The following is a 14,860-nucleotide window of genomic DNA, read 5'->3' as shown; positions in this document are numbered from 1 at the left end:
CTATTTAGTTGATTGAGGGGTAACTGTTTTTCTTGTTGTTACCGTCGTTTTTTTCACCTTTTTAGGGGCTTTGTAGATTTTTGTTTCAGGAATAACAGCATTATTTGCATGTCCTTCCGTTACTAAATAGACAGTCGTTGTGTCTTCCGTACTACCATAGCCACCTAACCAATTATGCTGAAAAGTTGCTGCATAAAAGCGACCTTGTAACTCTCTTGGGTCAAGTATAATCCGTGAAACACCACGATTTTGTAAACGGATAGCAGTTACTACATAGTTATCCAATTGCCAGCTCATTAAAGGATTGGCTGTAATCGGATAAGCAGGAAGTAATGTGGTAATTTTTTCAGGTAGACGATGTGCAACGCGTCTTACTCCATCTAAAGGTTCTACAGTGCGTAATGGTGCGTAAAGTGATTGTGCAGCATAGCGTGTCAATGCTGCAGGAATTGGAAGTTGTGGTATTTTGTTATCTACTTCATCATTGGCTATATAATCATCTTGATTTAATGAACCTGACTGTTTTTCAACAATACTATCAGATATTACTTTAATCGCTTCCGTAGGATTATTGACTTTACTGTGTGCCCCTATATCAAAAAGAAAAATTTCACCGGTGACCACATCACGAAATTCAAAACGTGTTGCTGGAAATGTTTCGAGTGCTTTTAAATACACTGCGCCGCCGGTAGATTGAATACGAACTTTGCCTTCAAGCTCTGCGGGATAACCTACTTTGACATTTTTATCCATAAAAATGATACGTTCAGCTTTTACTTGTAAAGCAACTGGAATCGGTTTTCTTTCCCATTTTTGCAAAATATCGGCAAAAGCCTGTTCAGTTGTACCTACAGCTAAAATAGATAATAGGCATAGAGATAAGCGTTTCATTATTTATTCCCCTCTGTATTTTCAATACCTTCTAAACGTTGAGGAATAGATGTATAGCAATTAAATCCTAATCCCCAAGGGTTTCGTTGTGAATCAATATCCATTCTCACAATACTAATTGGAAAACGCGTAAAGACACGTTTTACTGGCTCATCTTCGAAGTATTCATCAACACTTAGATCTAAATTAACTCCCCAACTATCTTTGCTATAGATAGTTACTTTATCTTCACTAAAACCTCGTCCTACGATTTCGTAAACACCACGAGTACGATCGCGTAATTCATTATGGCGTAAGCGATCTTTATAATCTTGTCGTAGAAATGCTTCGCAGTTCGGTGTAAGTAACGGTTTTAATGCGGTAATATTCTTTTCATAATCTTCTTCACCATTCACATTCCAACGATTTAATTGTTGGAATACTTGGTAAGCAAAGGCATAGACTGTTGAATTAGGTACATCCCACCAAGGGCGTTGGCTAGCTGCTCTTATATCAGGTGGAATATAAATATTTAAGCGGTTTGGGAAGGTATAGATAACAAATGAAAGCACCAGTATTACGATAAAAAATAATCCGGCAAAAAATTGTGCTGTTCGAATATGGCGATCTTTTTCATGTAATTGACTTTTTAAATGACTCATTTTTGGTTTCCTTTTTGTCTACGAATGGACCAAACACCTTCACGTCGAATAAATTTGTTACCCATTAATATTTCATCCAATTTTTCTTCAATCTTACGATTTAAATAGGATTCTGGTTTTCCTCGTTTTAATGCAGCTACAATTCCTTTTCCGATTAATACCGTTAATATGCATAGCAACATTCCTAATGCCGGTATAAGTAGCCACCAATCTGTTAAAACCCATAAGAGGAGACCAATAATTAAACCGATGACAAACCCAATCGCAGCAGAAATTCCAAATTCTGATACAGTCATTCCACCAAATACCGTAGCTTCTTTGTTTAAACGAATTGGTAAAAAGGGAATTGTTTTTTCATTATCAGCCATATTGGCTCCTTATATGGATTACATTGATATTAGAAGAGACCTACTGCAAGTTTAACTAACCATAAGGAGAAGAAGATCACGATAAAACCAACAATAAGTGCAATAATGAAATGTCCCCAACCTTTTTTACTATTGTCAGAGGTGGCTTCGTTATAGATACTGATTAAGGCTTTTACCACCACAAAAATAGCAGCGGCAGCAAGCAATATCGCAACTAATGTAACGACAGCCTTAGCAACAATCGCAATAATTTCCGTAGGATCTTTTGTGCCGCTATCAACCCCTGGAATTTTAAAGTCAGGAATTTTACTTGGGTCAAGAGCACCACCCCCTCCTGCTGGCGCAGCAAGGGCATTTTGAATACTGCCCCAGAAAAAGAGCATAAAAGCTAAATATCGAGAAGAACAAGATTGATAAAATGATTTGATGATTTTCATAGTAAAACCTCTTGATTAGACTAATAAATGAAAAAGGTAACAACACACATGACGAGAACTGCACCCTTTAAGAGAAAAATTAAAAAAGAGAGGACATCTCCGTCCCACTTTGCAAATCCTTTGAAACCACTATGTGTTGCCCAAGCATAAGCGAGTAAAAGAGCAGCGACGAAAATAATGGATAAAAGAACACGAAGTTGAGTAGGATCGATACCACTTGCTGCTGAAAAAGCACTAGCGGAGGAATAATTAGGGGTTGTCATTATTTCCCCCGTAATTTGGTGTAATCTTCAGTTAATGTACGTAATGCTTGTGGATCTCTTGGTATCGCTCGAGCAGGATTGATGTACTGAGAAATTCCACTTTTTATCGTGCTTATATCACGGTGAATTGCAGTGTAATTGAAGAATTCACGTGTTTTGGGTGAAGTTTTAGAAAGTTGTTCAGCTCTTTTTAAAGATAATTCAGCTGCTTCCAATTGTTTGATAGCTTGAGCGAGTTGCTCTTTTTCTGTTGAGGCATAAGCAGTTATACTGCTTGAGGCTAAAACAATTACTATCCATTTTCCAAGATGCTTTTTAGCAAACATAATAGCTCCTCATGTTTTAATTTAACTCCTAGCTAAGATTGCCAAAATCACAGTAAAAATTTAATGGAAAACTCTATTGGAAATTAAAAGAGATTCTGTGCATTAAACTCTCAGGGTTTGGAGAATAAATAGGCGTGCTTGAGTTAGATAAATTGGTGTAAATTAACCATACTGAATGTCTTGGGCTTACTATTGAAATGAAAAAATACGGTTATCTATGGTTAGGCTTTTTCATTTTCCCATCGGTTAGTTATGCTCAAAGAGAAGGGCAGATTTGCCATGCTCAAGATGCGCCTTATAACTATGCTGGAATATGGGAAATGAATACGTTTGGGCAACCTATTTGCAATTATTGGCAATTTTTAGGTGAAAAGGAGCGAAGTATCATTGAAGCTCACCTTAACGAGTATGGAGAAGTCATTTTTGATGAATATGAACAAGGAAGCGATTTGGGCCAAGAACATGACTTGAATGAATATCAGAGAAATGAAACTAAGACTGATGAGAGTATATTTATCATCATAGAAGAATAAAAAATAGGTATCTATAGCAAGATACCTATTTAATATGCGATATTATTGTATAGAAATAATTTACTTAGTCACGACAACTGAGCGTTTCACTCCAGAAGTTGATGAGTGCTTTATAACTTTCTTCGGGTATATTCCCCATGTCCATGTCTCCGTTTTCTGAAACGGTTTTTATTACCAATTTATTATTGTTATAATCTATATATATTATTTTCCTTACATCTATAACTCTTTGTATTCCGCCGTCAGATGTAATAAAAAACAATGGATTTGATCTTTTTGCAGTCATTTTATTCTCCTTATAATTATAAAAACTTCTTAAATGTTGCGCAGGTAATACAGATGACCAGACCAAATAACAGTGCGGAAGGTACTAAAATAATATTAGGATGAATCGAAAATGGTAATGATAAATATACTACCCATGAAGTAATCATTAACGGCATCACATATCGACGAGCATGGTGATAAATGAATGCCGATTCTCGACCAGCACCAAATTTACGTATATCTCGCATCATTAATCCTTCTGTGAGTCCGGCTGCACCGGCAAAAAGAAATAATGGGCTTGTAAAAACAATGATAATTAATCGGATCAAGAATATGATAAAAACGTAGATAAGTGATTCTATATAAGCTCTACCATAATGATAAATCAATTGTTCCCATTGATTTGAACCAGGATTTGCTAACCAACCTTGGATTCCGGTCTCTACAAATACCCAATGATGCATATTTCCGATAATATTTGTCGCTAAATCAGCAGATGAATGCGTGAAAATACTCTGGGTGAAATCATCAGATAACCATTGCATTTCAGTCAGCATCATATTTTGGCTATGTAAATGTCCTTGTTCTGGCCACCAAAAAGTAATACCAACCCATTCTAATAAGATACTTAACAAAAGTGAAAGTACTAATGTTGCAATCATCATGTTGATGCGTGAGCATATTCGACTAAATATGCCTTTATTTTGTGGTTTAGGTGGAGATTTCTCACTCATTGTAATAAATCCTGTGATTCAAGTTGGCATTGGATAAGAACATAGCCTTCCATTCCTTTTGAAAACATCAAATAAAAGGCAAATATCTTTCCTTCTTGTTCCAATTCAGATTGTTCAACATCTTGAGCCAACCATAAAGAAATACCATCTGTCTCCCACTTTTCAGCGAACTGATGAAGCGAGAAACGATTCTCAAATAAATCATTAATATAAGGTTGGCAATGTATCAACAAATCATCAGACTGTGGTAACGCACAAGAAATAAAAAATGGGCCATCAAAATTGATACGTTTATTCGGTAAATCTAATAAATTAATTCCATTTTTACTGGGTAAATTACTCATCGTCATCTTGGAGTTCCTCTTCTTCAATGTCATTGTCATTTGGTACATCTATATCAAAATCATAATTAGCATGATCTGGGTGATTGATTCTATTTTCACCAGCCATAGTTTCAAAGGCTTCAGCGATTGCTTTTGAAGGCGTATATTCCGTAAATGCTGGTTCCCACCAATTATCAATTACATGATAATTTTTCTTCATTTTCTCTGTTAATTCCTTCAATGAATGAGGCATGTCATCATCCTTATCCACTGCAGGTAATGGCATACGAATTTTCCATAACTTGCTGCCTTCCATTAAAGCAAAGGCTTGCCCTTTGGGTAAATTAGTGATATTTGCAGGCACAAGCATTGGTACAGTGGTTTCAGAAATACGTTGTCCTGTATTAGAACTGAAGGCTTTATCATCATCGGGATTGCTTGAATCCGTCGTTGCTGACGTAACAGTACTGCGTAGAATAGTCACATCATGGAGCTGTTTTGTGAGTAACTCGGCGGTTGCCGGTTCTTTCACACGGAACATGTATAGGGTATTAAAGTTACCCACAACTTGTCCTGATTTAGCTTTACTTCCAATTCTAGCTTCAATATCTGAGAGCGTCTGTGTATACGCTGTTACTTGAACTCCAGCACCGCCGCCTTTATTGATAAGGGGAATAAACTCATCTCCCATCAATTCATTAAATTCATCACAATGTAGATTGATTTTTACTTGTTTTACTTTCCCCCCTAATTTTTCGGGGAGTCCCTCATTAATGCCAAATTTATATAAATGACCAGCCATAGAAACGAGATCGGCAAACATACTATTTCCTACAGCTGCCGCAACAGTTGCATCAGAAAGAGCATCCAATCCAATATAAACAATACCACGTTTACGAATAATTGATTCCCAGTCAAAAATAGGACGTTCATCTTGGATATTTGAATAGTCGGGAGATAACAATTCAGCAATTTTCCCGGTCGTTAATTTCTCTAGTAATGGTAATAATGAGGCAACAATTTTATCAAAGTATGTGCGATCATAACGTACCGCACTTGCTAAGCCTTGGAGAATTGGGTCGAAAACATCATTCTCACTAATATATTTATTCACGATAAAGATTAAAGGGCGATCTTTCATTCCAAACGGTAGCATTTTTTCATCAACGTTCGCAGCAATTTCTGATAACTTCAGCCAAATTTGCTTATCTTGTTTATTGAAGAAAGTTTTAGCGTAGTCAAGGAATAATGAGTCAATATTTTGCACATAGCGAGAAATTTGTACGTAGTCTGGACGTTGCCCTAATTCCACTAAAGCTCGTGCAACAATATTGACAAATCGCCACGCAAACTCTTTGAATGCGGCAGAGTTGCCAGCCCCACTAAGTTGTCCTGAAATACGCCCCGCAACCTCAGAAATTCGGTTAAAACGTCCAACCGCATTATAACGAGCAGAAATCTCAGGATAGCCAAGGTGAAAAACATAAAATTCATTTTCTCGACCTGCACGTTTAGCTTCTGCATACATGCGTTTCAGCATATCTGCGTCACCTTTAGGATCAAAAAATACAACAACTTCACGTTCTTCTATTTTTTTTCCTCGATGAATATCTTGTGTTACTAAAATTTCAGCAAACCGTGTTTTTCCTACACGGGTTGTACCATATACAGCCGTATGTCCTACACGAGAACTGATAGCTTGAACAACATCTACTTCATTTAGCTCAATCCCATGAATAGCTGGAATACCCTCTACTGGGGGAAGCGGTCTAAAAGGGTTCCAAGGTGAATCTAAAGAGGTAATTCCAGTAAGCCAATTTTCATGGCGTTTTTCATATTCACGTACTTGTTGGAATAATTTGGACGGTTTACGGTATTTGGAACCATTTGATGAGAAACAGTCATGTAAACGCTGCGTGTGAATAGGCTCCCATTCAAACCCCTTGCCGACAAATAAAAATTTAGAACTTACAGGTATTTGACGACTAGTCATTGCATAATATGGTAGTCGTTTCAAATTTTGATGATATTTGACGATGCGCCAGCCTTGTTTGGCTCTATAAGCACTTAATGCTCCAAAACCTGCTGCAATACCATAACCAATGCTAGGATGAAGGGCTAATGACCAAGGCGCAGTGGCACTAACCAATGCACAACAAGCATGAACAGTCGCTGGGAAAAACTCAACCGGAGGGCGTAATAATGCCTCTAAAGTATGCTTCGTTGTCATTATTGAGATACTCCTGTTTCTGTAATTAATGCGGGGTAATGAGATAAAGGAATTCGTTCAGCTAAATCATCACCGGATACGGGTAATAAGCGTAATTCAGGAGCAATATTCCGTAAGGCAATTAATTCTTGCTGAGTATCCACATTAACAACTAACCCTGTGGCATTCAATTGCATTAATTTTTGATAATTATCTGTTATCCAGTATCGAGATAAGTTATCTGTGCCAATAAGAAAAATTGGCTGAATACCTGCTAAATCAAAGGCTTTATTTTCAACTTTACCTGGTGTTAATTTATGTGACACAACCGGAAGCATATCGAATTCAGAAACGCTAGAAGGAAGTGCATTAGGGTAATGGGGCGCATTTTGATCATGTTCCGGTTGTAGTGATTCGTAAAAACGTACTGTACTTTCCCCACCGTAATCTGCAATCACAATATTTTCAGCTAAAACATTAAAAGACAATCCTAACGTAATAAGCATAAATATCACTTTTTTCATTATTAAATTCCTTAATGTGTCGGTTCTATCCATACCATTGAGCCTGTAGGCTCAATCCATTTCATTTGTGAAGATACATTATTTACCATAATAGTTTCGTTTCTTGGTTTGGGTTGTATTTTTGCTATAGCTACCGGTTCAACCCATTTCATAGGTCTGCTAGATTTTATTAGGGGCGAAGATTTTTGTGCAGTTTGCATGAAATTTGCTTCAAACTTGTGTGTGTTATAACGTCTTTTCTGATAGGTTAAGAAATCATTAACCGTCATCCAGCGTTTCATACCATTTAAGCGCATATTACGAATGTCTTCTTTTGTTGATTTACCTACCAAAGCACGATGTAGTCCCTCTAATCCAATATTATGTGCCATATAGAGATTCTCATCTGTAATGCGAATACCTAGTTCTTGAAAGCGTGCGATGTGCCATCTAGCCAAAGCTCCAATTGCTAAGGTATTAATACGTTTATTACGGCGAGGATCAGCTAAAGTACCTCGACTACGAGCAGTAACACGAACCATTCCAAGAGCTCGGCCTTCATCTCTCTCAGCTAACCAATTCCAAGTACCTACAGTAAATTGACCAACGCCAGTTGCTCCAGTAGGAGATAATTTATTTAACCAACCATCTTCCATTTTCACTAAGCCACGTAACATTGTTTCACTGACTTGGTACCGATTTGCTGCAGTTTGGATATAGCTGTCTACATCATTACCAAAGCCGGTAAATGGCTTAGCCAATACCGACTGAGATGTCATTCCTATCACTAAAAGTGTGACTAATAAGTGAGAGCTTGCCATTGTCCGTCTCCTTTCACTTGATAAGCAGCGGGCATTTTGCCAAACGAATATTTAAACCAATAGCCGTTATCGTGGTTGAGCGTAATCAATTTACGTTGTACCTTGCTGGCATCAATATGATTATCTTTTGCCCATTTGCGAATTGCGTCATCAGAAACATTATCGCCGACAATAAACATGTCTATAGGTGTTTGGGTATTGACATGATTTAAGATCTTGCTGAGATCAGCTTTACAAGATGCACAATTATCTAAACGTGTAAAGTAAATAACTCTTCCGACAGATTGGGATATATGAGGTTCGACTGCAAACGCCGTTTCTTCAGGGTACATTTTTTCATATTCCTGCCGATAAATTTTGTCGAATTCAATCTCTTTTAATACTCTGGCACGGAAACGTTCCGCAAGCATGCGAGCATATTTAATCTTTTCAGCTTCTGTTTTTGCTTCGATACCTAAAGCGGTTAATGGATCTAAATTAGGCGACCACATTCCTCGTTCGCCGGCCATCAATGCCGTATAACGATTCCATTCTTCTGTAGTTAAGCCCCATTCAGCCGCTTGTTGGATGGATTTCTGTTGCGTAGTCGTACCGGTATTTAAGTTTTGCTGTGTTAATGATTGCTGATTCACGGTTGTAGAAACACTTGCAAAACTCACTCCGGAACTACTTAATAACCCTACACATAGTAAAAGAGTCTTTGAATTACACATTATTTATCCTCAATAATTTCTGTAGTTGTGGTCGAAGTAACTTCTTCGAGAGGTTTTTTCTGATGATCGACTGGAGAAATTCGAGTTTTAAAGCATACTGTCCGAGTAACTTCATTCAAGGTCATTTCATAACCTGGGCCTGCAATCATTTGAAGGGCTTCATAGAGTTTCATCGGGCCAAATTGATAATGTACTTTAGGTAGCGGACGGGAGAAAAGAGTACCAACATTATGATCTACATTCATTCCAGATGCATAACATAAGTCAAGTCCGGTATGCTGTAATGTACTACGTAAACCTTGTTCAACACTTTTATTTAGATTTCTTTTATTCTTCGGAAGAATATTGATTGAGACAACTTGTTCTAATAAGAATTTCTGTCCATCTTCCGGTGAGATATTCACAAGCGTATAACGACCATCACGAATTACTTCTGTGTTAGACGGTGTGTAATATTGATAAATATCATTCTGAACAATTCTAGCTTCTGGCTCAGGAGGTATCGGTTTTAAGTGGGTATTTGTAGCCTGAATATTTGGAAACTCAGGAAGGGGGGTAATTTCTGTTTCAGAAGTGTTTTTGGCGACACAGCCACTTAAGATCAAAGCTAAGAGTGCGGCCAGCGATAGTTGTTTATTCATATTAACTCTCCAATCATTTGCCATAAATGGGATCTCACTATGTAAAACTTAGCCTTGAATTTGAATAGAAAATTCTTTTACAAATTAAGATAAAATTTAGGCAAAATAGAAAAAGTACCACTACATTGCTGTGTGGTACTTTTGGAAAGCTGATTTAATATTCATTAGCCATCATAATTGTTGTGTAACTACGATCTGCTTCTGTGATAATGAAAATCTTCTCATTTTCAACCTGGTAGCTTGAAACAATTCTATCCCCTACCAATAGTGATAATTCATTTGCATAAATATCATGTTCATCTAAATCACCATAGTCTTTGTACTCATGGCGATGAATAAGCTCTAGAGCCTTATTCTTACCTAGTAGTTCAATAACTGCTCGGGTGGCTGAAATAGTTCCAAGTTTTACTGTTTCAGGAATTACGCATTGTTTCGCAATTTCTGCTTTAACTAGTAAAGAGCGAGTTTCAGCTCCGAGTTTATGAGATGATGCTTTCACAATGTTACGATTCATAATGTGTTCTCCAAAAAAGGGAACACATCCCCTTAGGAAATGTATTCCCTAAGGGTAAAATCAATGTTTATGACCAAAGTAATTTAGCTAATTTCACTTTTTTCTCAAGTTCATTAACCGCTTTTTTGGCATAAGTTAATGAATAGCTATGAGTTCGTTTATCAGGATTAGTCTTTAATTCTTGATGTTTTTCTTTAGCTTGTGCCAATTTAAATTCAAAGAATTCAAGACTTTCAGGCATAGATAAATCAATTTTATCTGCCATTAATTCCCAATAAGCAATTTTACCTTCGTAACTTTCTACCTTATGCATTTCCTCAACAGATTTATCCATCCGGCGGGCATTACGTTCAATTAAAGCTTTATGGCGTTTTTCACTATGGTGGCCAATTTTAATCGGTTCACCTAGAGTCAAAAAATCACGTCCCTCATTAGCTGCTTCACAATATTGTTGGCTACGTTTCATTGCATTATTTGCATAGCTTTGATAGCGTTCTGCTTTCTGAGTTGCTCGCACTTGGCTATTCATCCCATCACAACGAGTAAAGGAGTAAAAATAATATCCGTCTTGTTGTTTGACAAGATTATGTATCTCTACCTCTGTTTCGTTTCCGTATTTACTTGTTAATGTAATGATTTCACCTTTTTCGTGAGATTCGGCACATTTAGCAACAAAAACAGTAGGTGCAAATTTTGCATAAGTGTTAATTGTCATGGTATTTCTCCTGTAAGAAAGGGAAACACCATTCCCAAAGGGAGCCATGTTTCCCTATGGGATTTAATATAATGTAAATTAATGAATTCGATTTTTCTCAATGCAATTCCAGTAATCATCAACTGAGCAGATATCCCAGTCATTGATTACTAGATGCGTATCAATCGAATTTATATAGAAAAAGAGCTTTAATTCTTCTTCTGTTTGTCCTGTTTCCTCACAAAAATGTGAAAGTACACGGTTTAGCACCAAATTTTGGTAGATATTCCCCAATACGGGCAATTCTTTGCATTCACGAGCAATTTCCCATACTTCATCATCATTAACCCAATCACGGTAATGATAAAGAATTTCTTCCCAAGCTTTACATTTTGGTGAACAGTTGAGTGGAATATTAAAGAAAGACATTGTAAATTCTCCTATAACTTATTCCCTATTAGTTTTTGTTAAAATGAGAAAGACCAACAAAGATTGTTGGTCTTAGGTTTATTCTGCATCTAAAGTTTCTTGTTTATTTTGTTTTGGTTGTTCTTGGTATTTTAATTCACCATCGATTTTAATCATCTTAATGCGAATTAAACGGCCTTTGAGACTCACACCAGTATCACCTTTTTTATGGAATTTACTATCAGTTGAATAAGTAAATATATCAGTCCATAAATCAGCAATAACAAAAGAAATGAGAACTTTTTTCTTTGCATTAACCGCATTTTCGCATTTTTTGATGAGTCTTTCGGCTTCATGACCTACGACATTAACATCAAAATAGCGATATTCGGGCTTATCACTCGAACCAGCTAATGCAGCAATTTGACAAGCGATAAATGAATTTCCTTTCTTCGGATCAACATCACGAATACGGCTTAAATAGCCTAAGCCATGAGTATGAAGATCGAAATAGTTATTTGCTTGTTGAGTAGAAGTTTGAGTAGTCATAGTTTGTTTCTCCAAAGATAAAAAAGCGGAGAAACATCCTTGCCCAACACGGGAAAAACGTTCCCCGCTAGGGTAAATTGATATGCTGTTTAGGTGGCATTCCTGCAAAATTACAGTGTTTCCTTTCAGAATGCTGGAAGACATTTTGGCATTGAACTCCTTTACCTCAAGGGTAACCGTCGCTTCTCAAGAGTTCTTGCGACTTTTTTAAGAGCTGTTCCCAGCGACTTAATGAGTTCAATTTACTGAATTTGTTTTGGTAAAAAAACAGCTAATTAAATTTACGTTTCCGAGAATTGCAAAAAGGAAAGCCCCTCAACAAGATAGAACTTATAATGAGGGGCTATATAGAATGAATAAAATCATATACAGGTAGACCAATATAAATTACGTTAGAAAATAACGTCACCTTCGTTACGTGCTTTTATTTTCTTTGCAAATTATCCGATTACTTAGTGGCCTTTAATCGGTAAATCTTTGGCATCGCAAGGACACAAAGGGCACCCTTTATTCACCTGTGGGCGCAGGAAAAGAATAAGTAGCAAGCCATTGCAACGTCATAATTACACTTATTCTGTAAATATACTTAGGACGTTACAATGGCGAGGCTGACCAGATGGGATAGTATAAGAGTTCTATCCAGTGTTTAGGTGGCATTCCTGTAAAATCACAGAGTTCCCTCTCAGAATGCTGGGAGACATTTCGGCTAGTGTTGTGAATTGATAACCGACAATTCACAAACGGCTCTTTATGCTTATTATGGTATCACTATTATTATATTACTTCCATGCCATTTTAATATGTTAATACCCTAATAATTATTTTATTTTTAGTGGTAATACATGTTTTAATAGTTACATAACTAATTTTTACTTAATGAGACTACGCAAATTAGCAATTTGTTCAGTTACATTGACCGAAGATGATTTCTTCGATTTTGAGGATGTTGCTGATTTTTTATCTGGTTCTTTGTGCTGACATTCAGGATAACCTGAACATCCCCAAAAAGTCCCCTTAGTATGCTGAATTTTTCGCATTGGCTTACCACAAAGTGGGCATTTTCGAATTTCAATCTTACCCAGATTTATTCCTTGTTTGAGACAATTATTCATCAACATACGAATAAAGTCTTCTTGCTTCTTCATAAAATCTAAAAGTGTCATTGAACCTTCTGCAATTTGATTAAGTGCTTGTTCCCAAAGCGCAGTAAGTCCCGGATTTTTCAATAAATCAGGCAAACTATCAATTAAAGCATTTGCCTGTTCTGTGGCTAGAATTTGCTTCCCTTTCTTTTTCAGGAAGCCTTTATCAATAAGACCTTGAATAAGGCCGGCACGAGTTGCTTCTGTACCTAGACCTTCGGTTTCTCGTAAACGTTGTTTTAGTCGTTCATCTGTAACAAACCGCGCTGCATTTTTCATCGCACTCAATAATGTACCTTCTGTATAATGTGACGGAGGCGTGGTTTTTAAGGCTTTAACTTCGCTTGATATAATTTGGCAAACTTGATTTGTACTTAATGCTGGAAGTCCTTGGTTATCGTTGTCATACTCAGATTCATCTGTATTTCCAAATAAAACTTTCCAACCTGCTGTAATCACATGATTTCCTTTAGCTAGCAATAAATGTTGTCCACTTTGCAAGTGAATAACTGTTTTATCCACTTCAAAGAATGGCAAAAATTGTGCTAAATAACGACGACAAATTAAATCATACACTTTTAGTTCACTTTCATTCATTGCGTTTAAATTCACTGTGCTCATCGTTGGAATAATACCGTGGTGAGCGGTAATTTTTTTATCATTCCATGCTCGTGATTTTTGAGATAAGTTTAAGAGTGGAACAATTTTTTGCCAATTGGGATTCGCTTTCACTATACTGGATAAAACCCGAGGTACTTCTGTAAATTGAGATTCAGGTAAATAACCGCAATCAGTTCTAGGATAGGTTGTTGCTTTATGCTTTTCATATAGTGACTGAGCAATATCTAAAACCTGTTGTGCTCCCATACCAAATAAACGGTTACATTCTGATTGTAAATCACTTAAAGCAAATAATAGCGGCGCTGCATTTTTATCACGCTTTGTCTCTACGGATGTTACTGTAGCAGCTTGGAGACGTTGAATATCAGCACTAATTTGTTGTATAAACTGTCCATTTAAACAAAGTCCATCAGTGTCTAAATAATTTTCTGGGACAATATATTTTGCTAGGAAAGACTGATTTTGTTGCGTCTGTAACTGTATTATTAATGCAAAATGTGATTTAGGAATAAAATTTGCAATTTCGCGATCTCGGTTTACAACCATTGCAAGAGTTGGGCTTTGCACTCGCCCCACGCTTAAAGGGGGACCTTGATAACCTTGCTGCTGTGCTAATAACGTAAATAGACGCGAAAAATTCATGCCAATAAGCCAGTCAGAACGACTACGACCAATCCCAGCATAATATAATGGTTCCGTCTCTTTTCCTGATTTCAGTACCGATAATGCTTTACGAATACTAGTATCATCCAATGCCGATAACCATAAACGCAATACTTGTCCGTTAAATTTTGCAATATCAAGTAATTCTCTTGCTATCATTTCGCCTTCACGATCAGCATCTGTAGAAATAACTATTGAACTTGCTTTTTTGATCAAAGCCATAACGATATTATATTGTTTTTTTGTTTCTTTCTTAGGTGATAACTTCCACTCACCTGGAATAATAGGTAGGGTTTCAAATGACCAACGTTTGAAAGAGGGGTCATATTCTTCAGGCTGGAATTGTTCTACTAAATGACCTATCCCCCAAGTCACGCAGATTTGTTTATCAGCAGTAAATAAGCAGCCGTCACCACGTGTAGTTGCACCGAGTACTTTAGCAATATCATTACCTTGAGAGGGTTTTTCACAAAGAAAGAGTTTCATATTATCTCCAATAGATGACTGATTATTGGAGTATTACAAACAAGGAGGAGACTATTCTCAATAACTTAATCTCTTGAGAAAAAAGCGAGTTTGATAAAAAAATCCCAGCAATA

20 protein-coding genes are annotated in these 14,860 nt (G+C 36.8%); 1 reads left to right on the top strand and 19 read right to left on the bottom strand.

What is annotated here, in order from left to right:
* Genes EL121_RS01055 through EL121_RS01030 form a run of 6 tightly spaced genes read right to left on the bottom strand, consistent with a single transcriptional unit; the run spans position 1 to position 2,926 of the window.
* A complete protein-coding gene (locus tag EL121_RS01055) occupies positions 1-891 on the bottom strand; it encodes a TIGR03749 family integrating conjugative element protein (protein ID WP_005607840.1) in 891 nt (296 codons plus the stop codon).
* Positions 891-1,532 (bottom strand): PFL_4703 family integrating conjugative element protein, encoded by a 642-nt coding sequence (locus EL121_RS01050; protein WP_005607836.1) that lies wholly within the window; start codon positions 1,530-1,532, stop codon positions 891-893. The genes EL121_RS01055 and EL121_RS01050 overlap by 1 nt, the downstream gene beginning before the upstream one ends.
* Entirely contained in the window at positions 1,529-1,900 is a 372-nt protein-coding gene (locus EL121_RS01045; RefSeq protein WP_005607834.1) for a TIGR03750 family conjugal transfer protein, read from the bottom strand. Before EL121_RS01045 ends, EL121_RS01050 begins: the two co-directional genes overlap by 4 nt.
* 29 nt (positions 1,901-1,929) lie before the next feature.
* A complete protein-coding gene (locus tag EL121_RS01040; protein ID WP_039197072.1) occupies positions 1,930-2,337 on the bottom strand; it encodes a DUF2976 domain-containing protein in 408 nt (135 codons plus the stop codon).
* Positions 2,338-2,357: 20 nt separating this feature from the next.
* Positions 2,358-2,600 (bottom strand): DUF3262 family protein, encoded by a 243-nt coding sequence (locus tag EL121_RS01035; protein ID WP_039197071.1) that lies wholly within the window; start codon positions 2,598-2,600, stop codon positions 2,358-2,360.
* On the bottom strand, positions 2,600-2,926 hold the full coding sequence (locus tag EL121_RS01030; protein ID WP_005620750.1) for an integrative conjugative element protein, RAQPRD family: 327 nt from the start codon (positions 2,924-2,926) through the stop codon (positions 2,600-2,602). The genes EL121_RS01035 and EL121_RS01030 overlap by 1 nt, the downstream gene beginning before the upstream one ends.
* 197 nt (positions 2,927-3,123) lie before the next feature.
* Here EL121_RS01030 and EL121_RS01025 point away from each other — a divergent pair, with 197 nt between their 5' ends.
* A complete protein-coding gene (locus EL121_RS01025) occupies positions 3,124-3,459 on the top strand; it encodes a hypothetical protein (protein ID WP_005620751.1) in 336 nt (111 codons plus the stop codon).
* A 64-nt stretch (positions 3,460-3,523) separates the two neighbouring features.
* Here the strand turns inward: EL121_RS01025 and EL121_RS01020 are convergent, their stop codons facing one another.
* The 13 genes from EL121_RS01020 to EL121_RS00960 all read right to left on the bottom strand — a co-directional run bounded on the left by EL121_RS01020 (position 3,524) and on the right by EL121_RS00960 (position 14,747).
* Positions 3,524-3,745, bottom strand: coding sequence for a hypothetical protein (locus tag EL121_RS01020; RefSeq protein ID WP_039195117.1), 222 nt, complete (start codon positions 3,743-3,745; stop codon positions 3,524-3,526).
* A 16-nt stretch (positions 3,746-3,761) separates the two neighbouring features.
* A complete protein-coding gene (locus tag EL121_RS01015) occupies positions 3,762-4,460 on the bottom strand; it encodes a TIGR03747 family integrating conjugative element membrane protein (protein ID WP_005607827.1) in 699 nt (232 codons plus the stop codon).
* On the bottom strand, positions 4,457-4,810 hold the full coding sequence (locus EL121_RS01010; protein WP_005620752.1) for a hypothetical protein: 354 nt from the start codon (positions 4,808-4,810) through the stop codon (positions 4,457-4,459). The genes EL121_RS01015 and EL121_RS01010 overlap by 4 nt, the downstream gene beginning before the upstream one ends.
* A complete protein-coding gene (traD, locus tag EL121_RS01005; protein WP_039195111.1) occupies positions 4,797-7,013 on the bottom strand; it encodes a type IV conjugative transfer system coupling protein TraD in 2,217 nt (738 codons plus the stop codon). The genes EL121_RS01010 and traD overlap by 14 nt, the downstream gene beginning before the upstream one ends.
* Positions 7,013-7,516 (bottom strand): integrating conjugative element protein, encoded by a 504-nt coding sequence (locus EL121_RS01000; protein ID WP_005607818.1) that lies wholly within the window; start codon positions 7,514-7,516, stop codon positions 7,013-7,015. Before EL121_RS01000 ends, traD begins: the two co-directional genes overlap by 1 nt.
* 11 nt (positions 7,517-7,527) lie before the next feature.
* The gene (locus EL121_RS00995) at positions 7,528-8,316 is read right to left on the bottom strand and encodes a hypothetical protein (protein WP_005620755.1); all 789 of its coding nucleotides are present in this window, start codon (positions 8,314-8,316) and stop codon (positions 7,528-7,530) included.
* Positions 8,295-9,029: a TIGR03759 family integrating conjugative element protein gene (locus EL121_RS00990; protein WP_005620758.1), complete on the bottom strand. Its 735-nt coding sequence runs from the start codon at positions 9,027-9,029 to the stop codon at positions 8,295-8,297. The genes EL121_RS00995 and EL121_RS00990 overlap by 22 nt, the downstream gene beginning before the upstream one ends.
* Positions 9,029-9,670: a PFGI-1 class ICE element type IV pilus protein PilL2 gene (gene pilL2 / locus EL121_RS00985; RefSeq protein WP_039197070.1), complete on the bottom strand. Its 642-nt coding sequence runs from the start codon at positions 9,668-9,670 to the stop codon at positions 9,029-9,031. Before pilL2 ends, EL121_RS00990 begins: the two co-directional genes overlap by 1 nt.
* A gap of 154 nt (positions 9,671-9,824) precedes the next feature.
* Positions 9,825-10,184, bottom strand: a complete 360-nt coding sequence (locus EL121_RS00980) for a hypothetical protein (protein ID WP_005620763.1) — start codon at positions 10,182-10,184, stop codon at positions 9,825-9,827.
* Between the two features lie 67 nt (positions 10,185-10,251).
* On the bottom strand, positions 10,252-10,899 hold the full coding sequence (locus EL121_RS00975; RefSeq protein WP_005620766.1) for a DUF3560 domain-containing protein: 648 nt from the start codon (positions 10,897-10,899) through the stop codon (positions 10,252-10,254).
* A gap of 78 nt (positions 10,900-10,977) precedes the next feature.
* Positions 10,978-11,307, bottom strand: coding sequence for a hypothetical protein (locus tag EL121_RS00970; RefSeq protein WP_005607801.1), 330 nt, complete (start codon positions 11,305-11,307; stop codon positions 10,978-10,980).
* Between the two features lie 78 nt (positions 11,308-11,385).
* Positions 11,386-11,835, bottom strand: coding sequence for an STY4534 family ICE replication protein (locus tag EL121_RS00965; protein WP_005607798.1), 450 nt, complete (start codon positions 11,833-11,835; stop codon positions 11,386-11,388).
* A gap of 869 nt (positions 11,836-12,704) precedes the next feature.
* On the bottom strand, positions 12,705-14,747 hold the full coding sequence (locus EL121_RS00960) for a DNA topoisomerase III (protein WP_005607796.1): 2,043 nt from the start codon (positions 14,745-14,747) through the stop codon (positions 12,705-12,707).
* Between the last annotated feature and the right edge of the window lie 113 nt (positions 14,748-14,860).

Source organism: Actinobacillus equuli (genome assembly GCF_900636745.1).
GTDB classification, from domain to species: domain Bacteria; phylum Pseudomonadota; class Gammaproteobacteria; order Enterobacterales; family Pasteurellaceae; genus Actinobacillus; species Actinobacillus equuli.
Note: the sequence above shows the minus strand (reverse complement) of the source record. Positions and strands in the feature narration are given on the sequence as shown.

Excerpts from the sequence above, each read along its gene's own strand:
- EL121_RS01055 (WP_005607840.1), bottom strand. The coding sequence starts at position 891 with ATGAAACGCTTATCTCTATGCCTATTATCTATTTTAGCTGTAGGTACA.
- EL121_RS01050 (WP_005607836.1), bottom strand. The coding sequence starts at position 1,532 with ATGAGTCATTTAAAAAGTCAATTACATGAAAAAGATCGCCATATTCGA.
- EL121_RS01045 (WP_005607834.1), bottom strand. The coding sequence starts at position 1,900 with ATGGCTGATAATGAAAAAACAATTCCCTTTTTACCAATTCGTTTAAAC.
- EL121_RS01040 (WP_039197072.1), bottom strand. The coding sequence starts at position 2,337 with ATGAAAATCATCAAATCATTTTATCAATCTTGTTCTTCTCGATATTTA.
- EL121_RS01035 (WP_039197071.1), bottom strand. The coding sequence starts at position 2,600 with ATGACAACCCCTAATTATTCCTCCGCTAGTGCTTTTTCAGCAGCAAGT.
- EL121_RS01030 (WP_005620750.1), bottom strand. The coding sequence starts at position 2,926 with ATGTTTGCTAAAAAGCATCTTGGAAAATGGATAGTAATTGTTTTAGCC.
- EL121_RS01025 (WP_005620751.1), top strand. The coding sequence starts at position 3,124 with ATGAAAAAATACGGTTATCTATGGTTAGGCTTTTTCATTTTCCCATCG.
- EL121_RS01020 (WP_039195117.1), bottom strand. The coding sequence starts at position 3,745 with ATGACTGCAAAAAGATCAAATCCATTGTTTTTTATTACATCTGACGGC.
- EL121_RS01015 (WP_005607827.1), bottom strand. The coding sequence starts at position 4,460 with ATGAGTGAGAAATCTCCACCTAAACCACAAAATAAAGGCATATTTAGT.
- EL121_RS01010 (WP_005620752.1), bottom strand. The coding sequence starts at position 4,810 with ATGACGATGAGTAATTTACCCAGTAAAAATGGAATTAATTTATTAGAT.
- traD (WP_039195111.1), bottom strand. The coding sequence starts at position 7,013 with ATGACAACGAAGCATACTTTAGAGGCATTATTACGCCCTCCGGTTGAG.
- EL121_RS01000 (WP_005607818.1), bottom strand. The coding sequence starts at position 7,516 with ATGAAAAAAGTGATATTTATGCTTATTACGTTAGGATTGTCTTTTAAT.
- EL121_RS00995 (WP_005620755.1), bottom strand. The coding sequence starts at position 8,316 with ATGGCAAGCTCTCACTTATTAGTCACACTTTTAGTGATAGGAATGACA.
- EL121_RS00990 (WP_005620758.1), bottom strand. The coding sequence starts at position 9,029 with ATGTGTAATTCAAAGACTCTTTTACTATGTGTAGGGTTATTAAGTAGT.
- pilL2 (WP_039197070.1), bottom strand. The coding sequence starts at position 9,670 with ATGAATAAACAACTATCGCTGGCCGCACTCTTAGCTTTGATCTTAAGT.
- EL121_RS00980 (WP_005620763.1), bottom strand. The coding sequence starts at position 10,184 with ATGAATCGTAACATTGTGAAAGCATCATCTCATAAACTCGGAGCTGAA.
- EL121_RS00975 (WP_005620766.1), bottom strand. The coding sequence starts at position 10,899 with ATGACAATTAACACTTATGCAAAATTTGCACCTACTGTTTTTGTTGCT.
- EL121_RS00970 (WP_005607801.1), bottom strand. The coding sequence starts at position 11,307 with ATGTCTTTCTTTAATATTCCACTCAACTGTTCACCAAAATGTAAAGCT.
- EL121_RS00965 (WP_005607798.1), bottom strand. The coding sequence starts at position 11,835 with ATGACTACTCAAACTTCTACTCAACAAGCAAATAACTATTTCGATCTT.
- EL121_RS00960 (WP_005607796.1), bottom strand. The coding sequence starts at position 14,747 with ATGAAACTCTTTCTTTGTGAAAAACCCTCTCAAGGTAATGATATTGCT.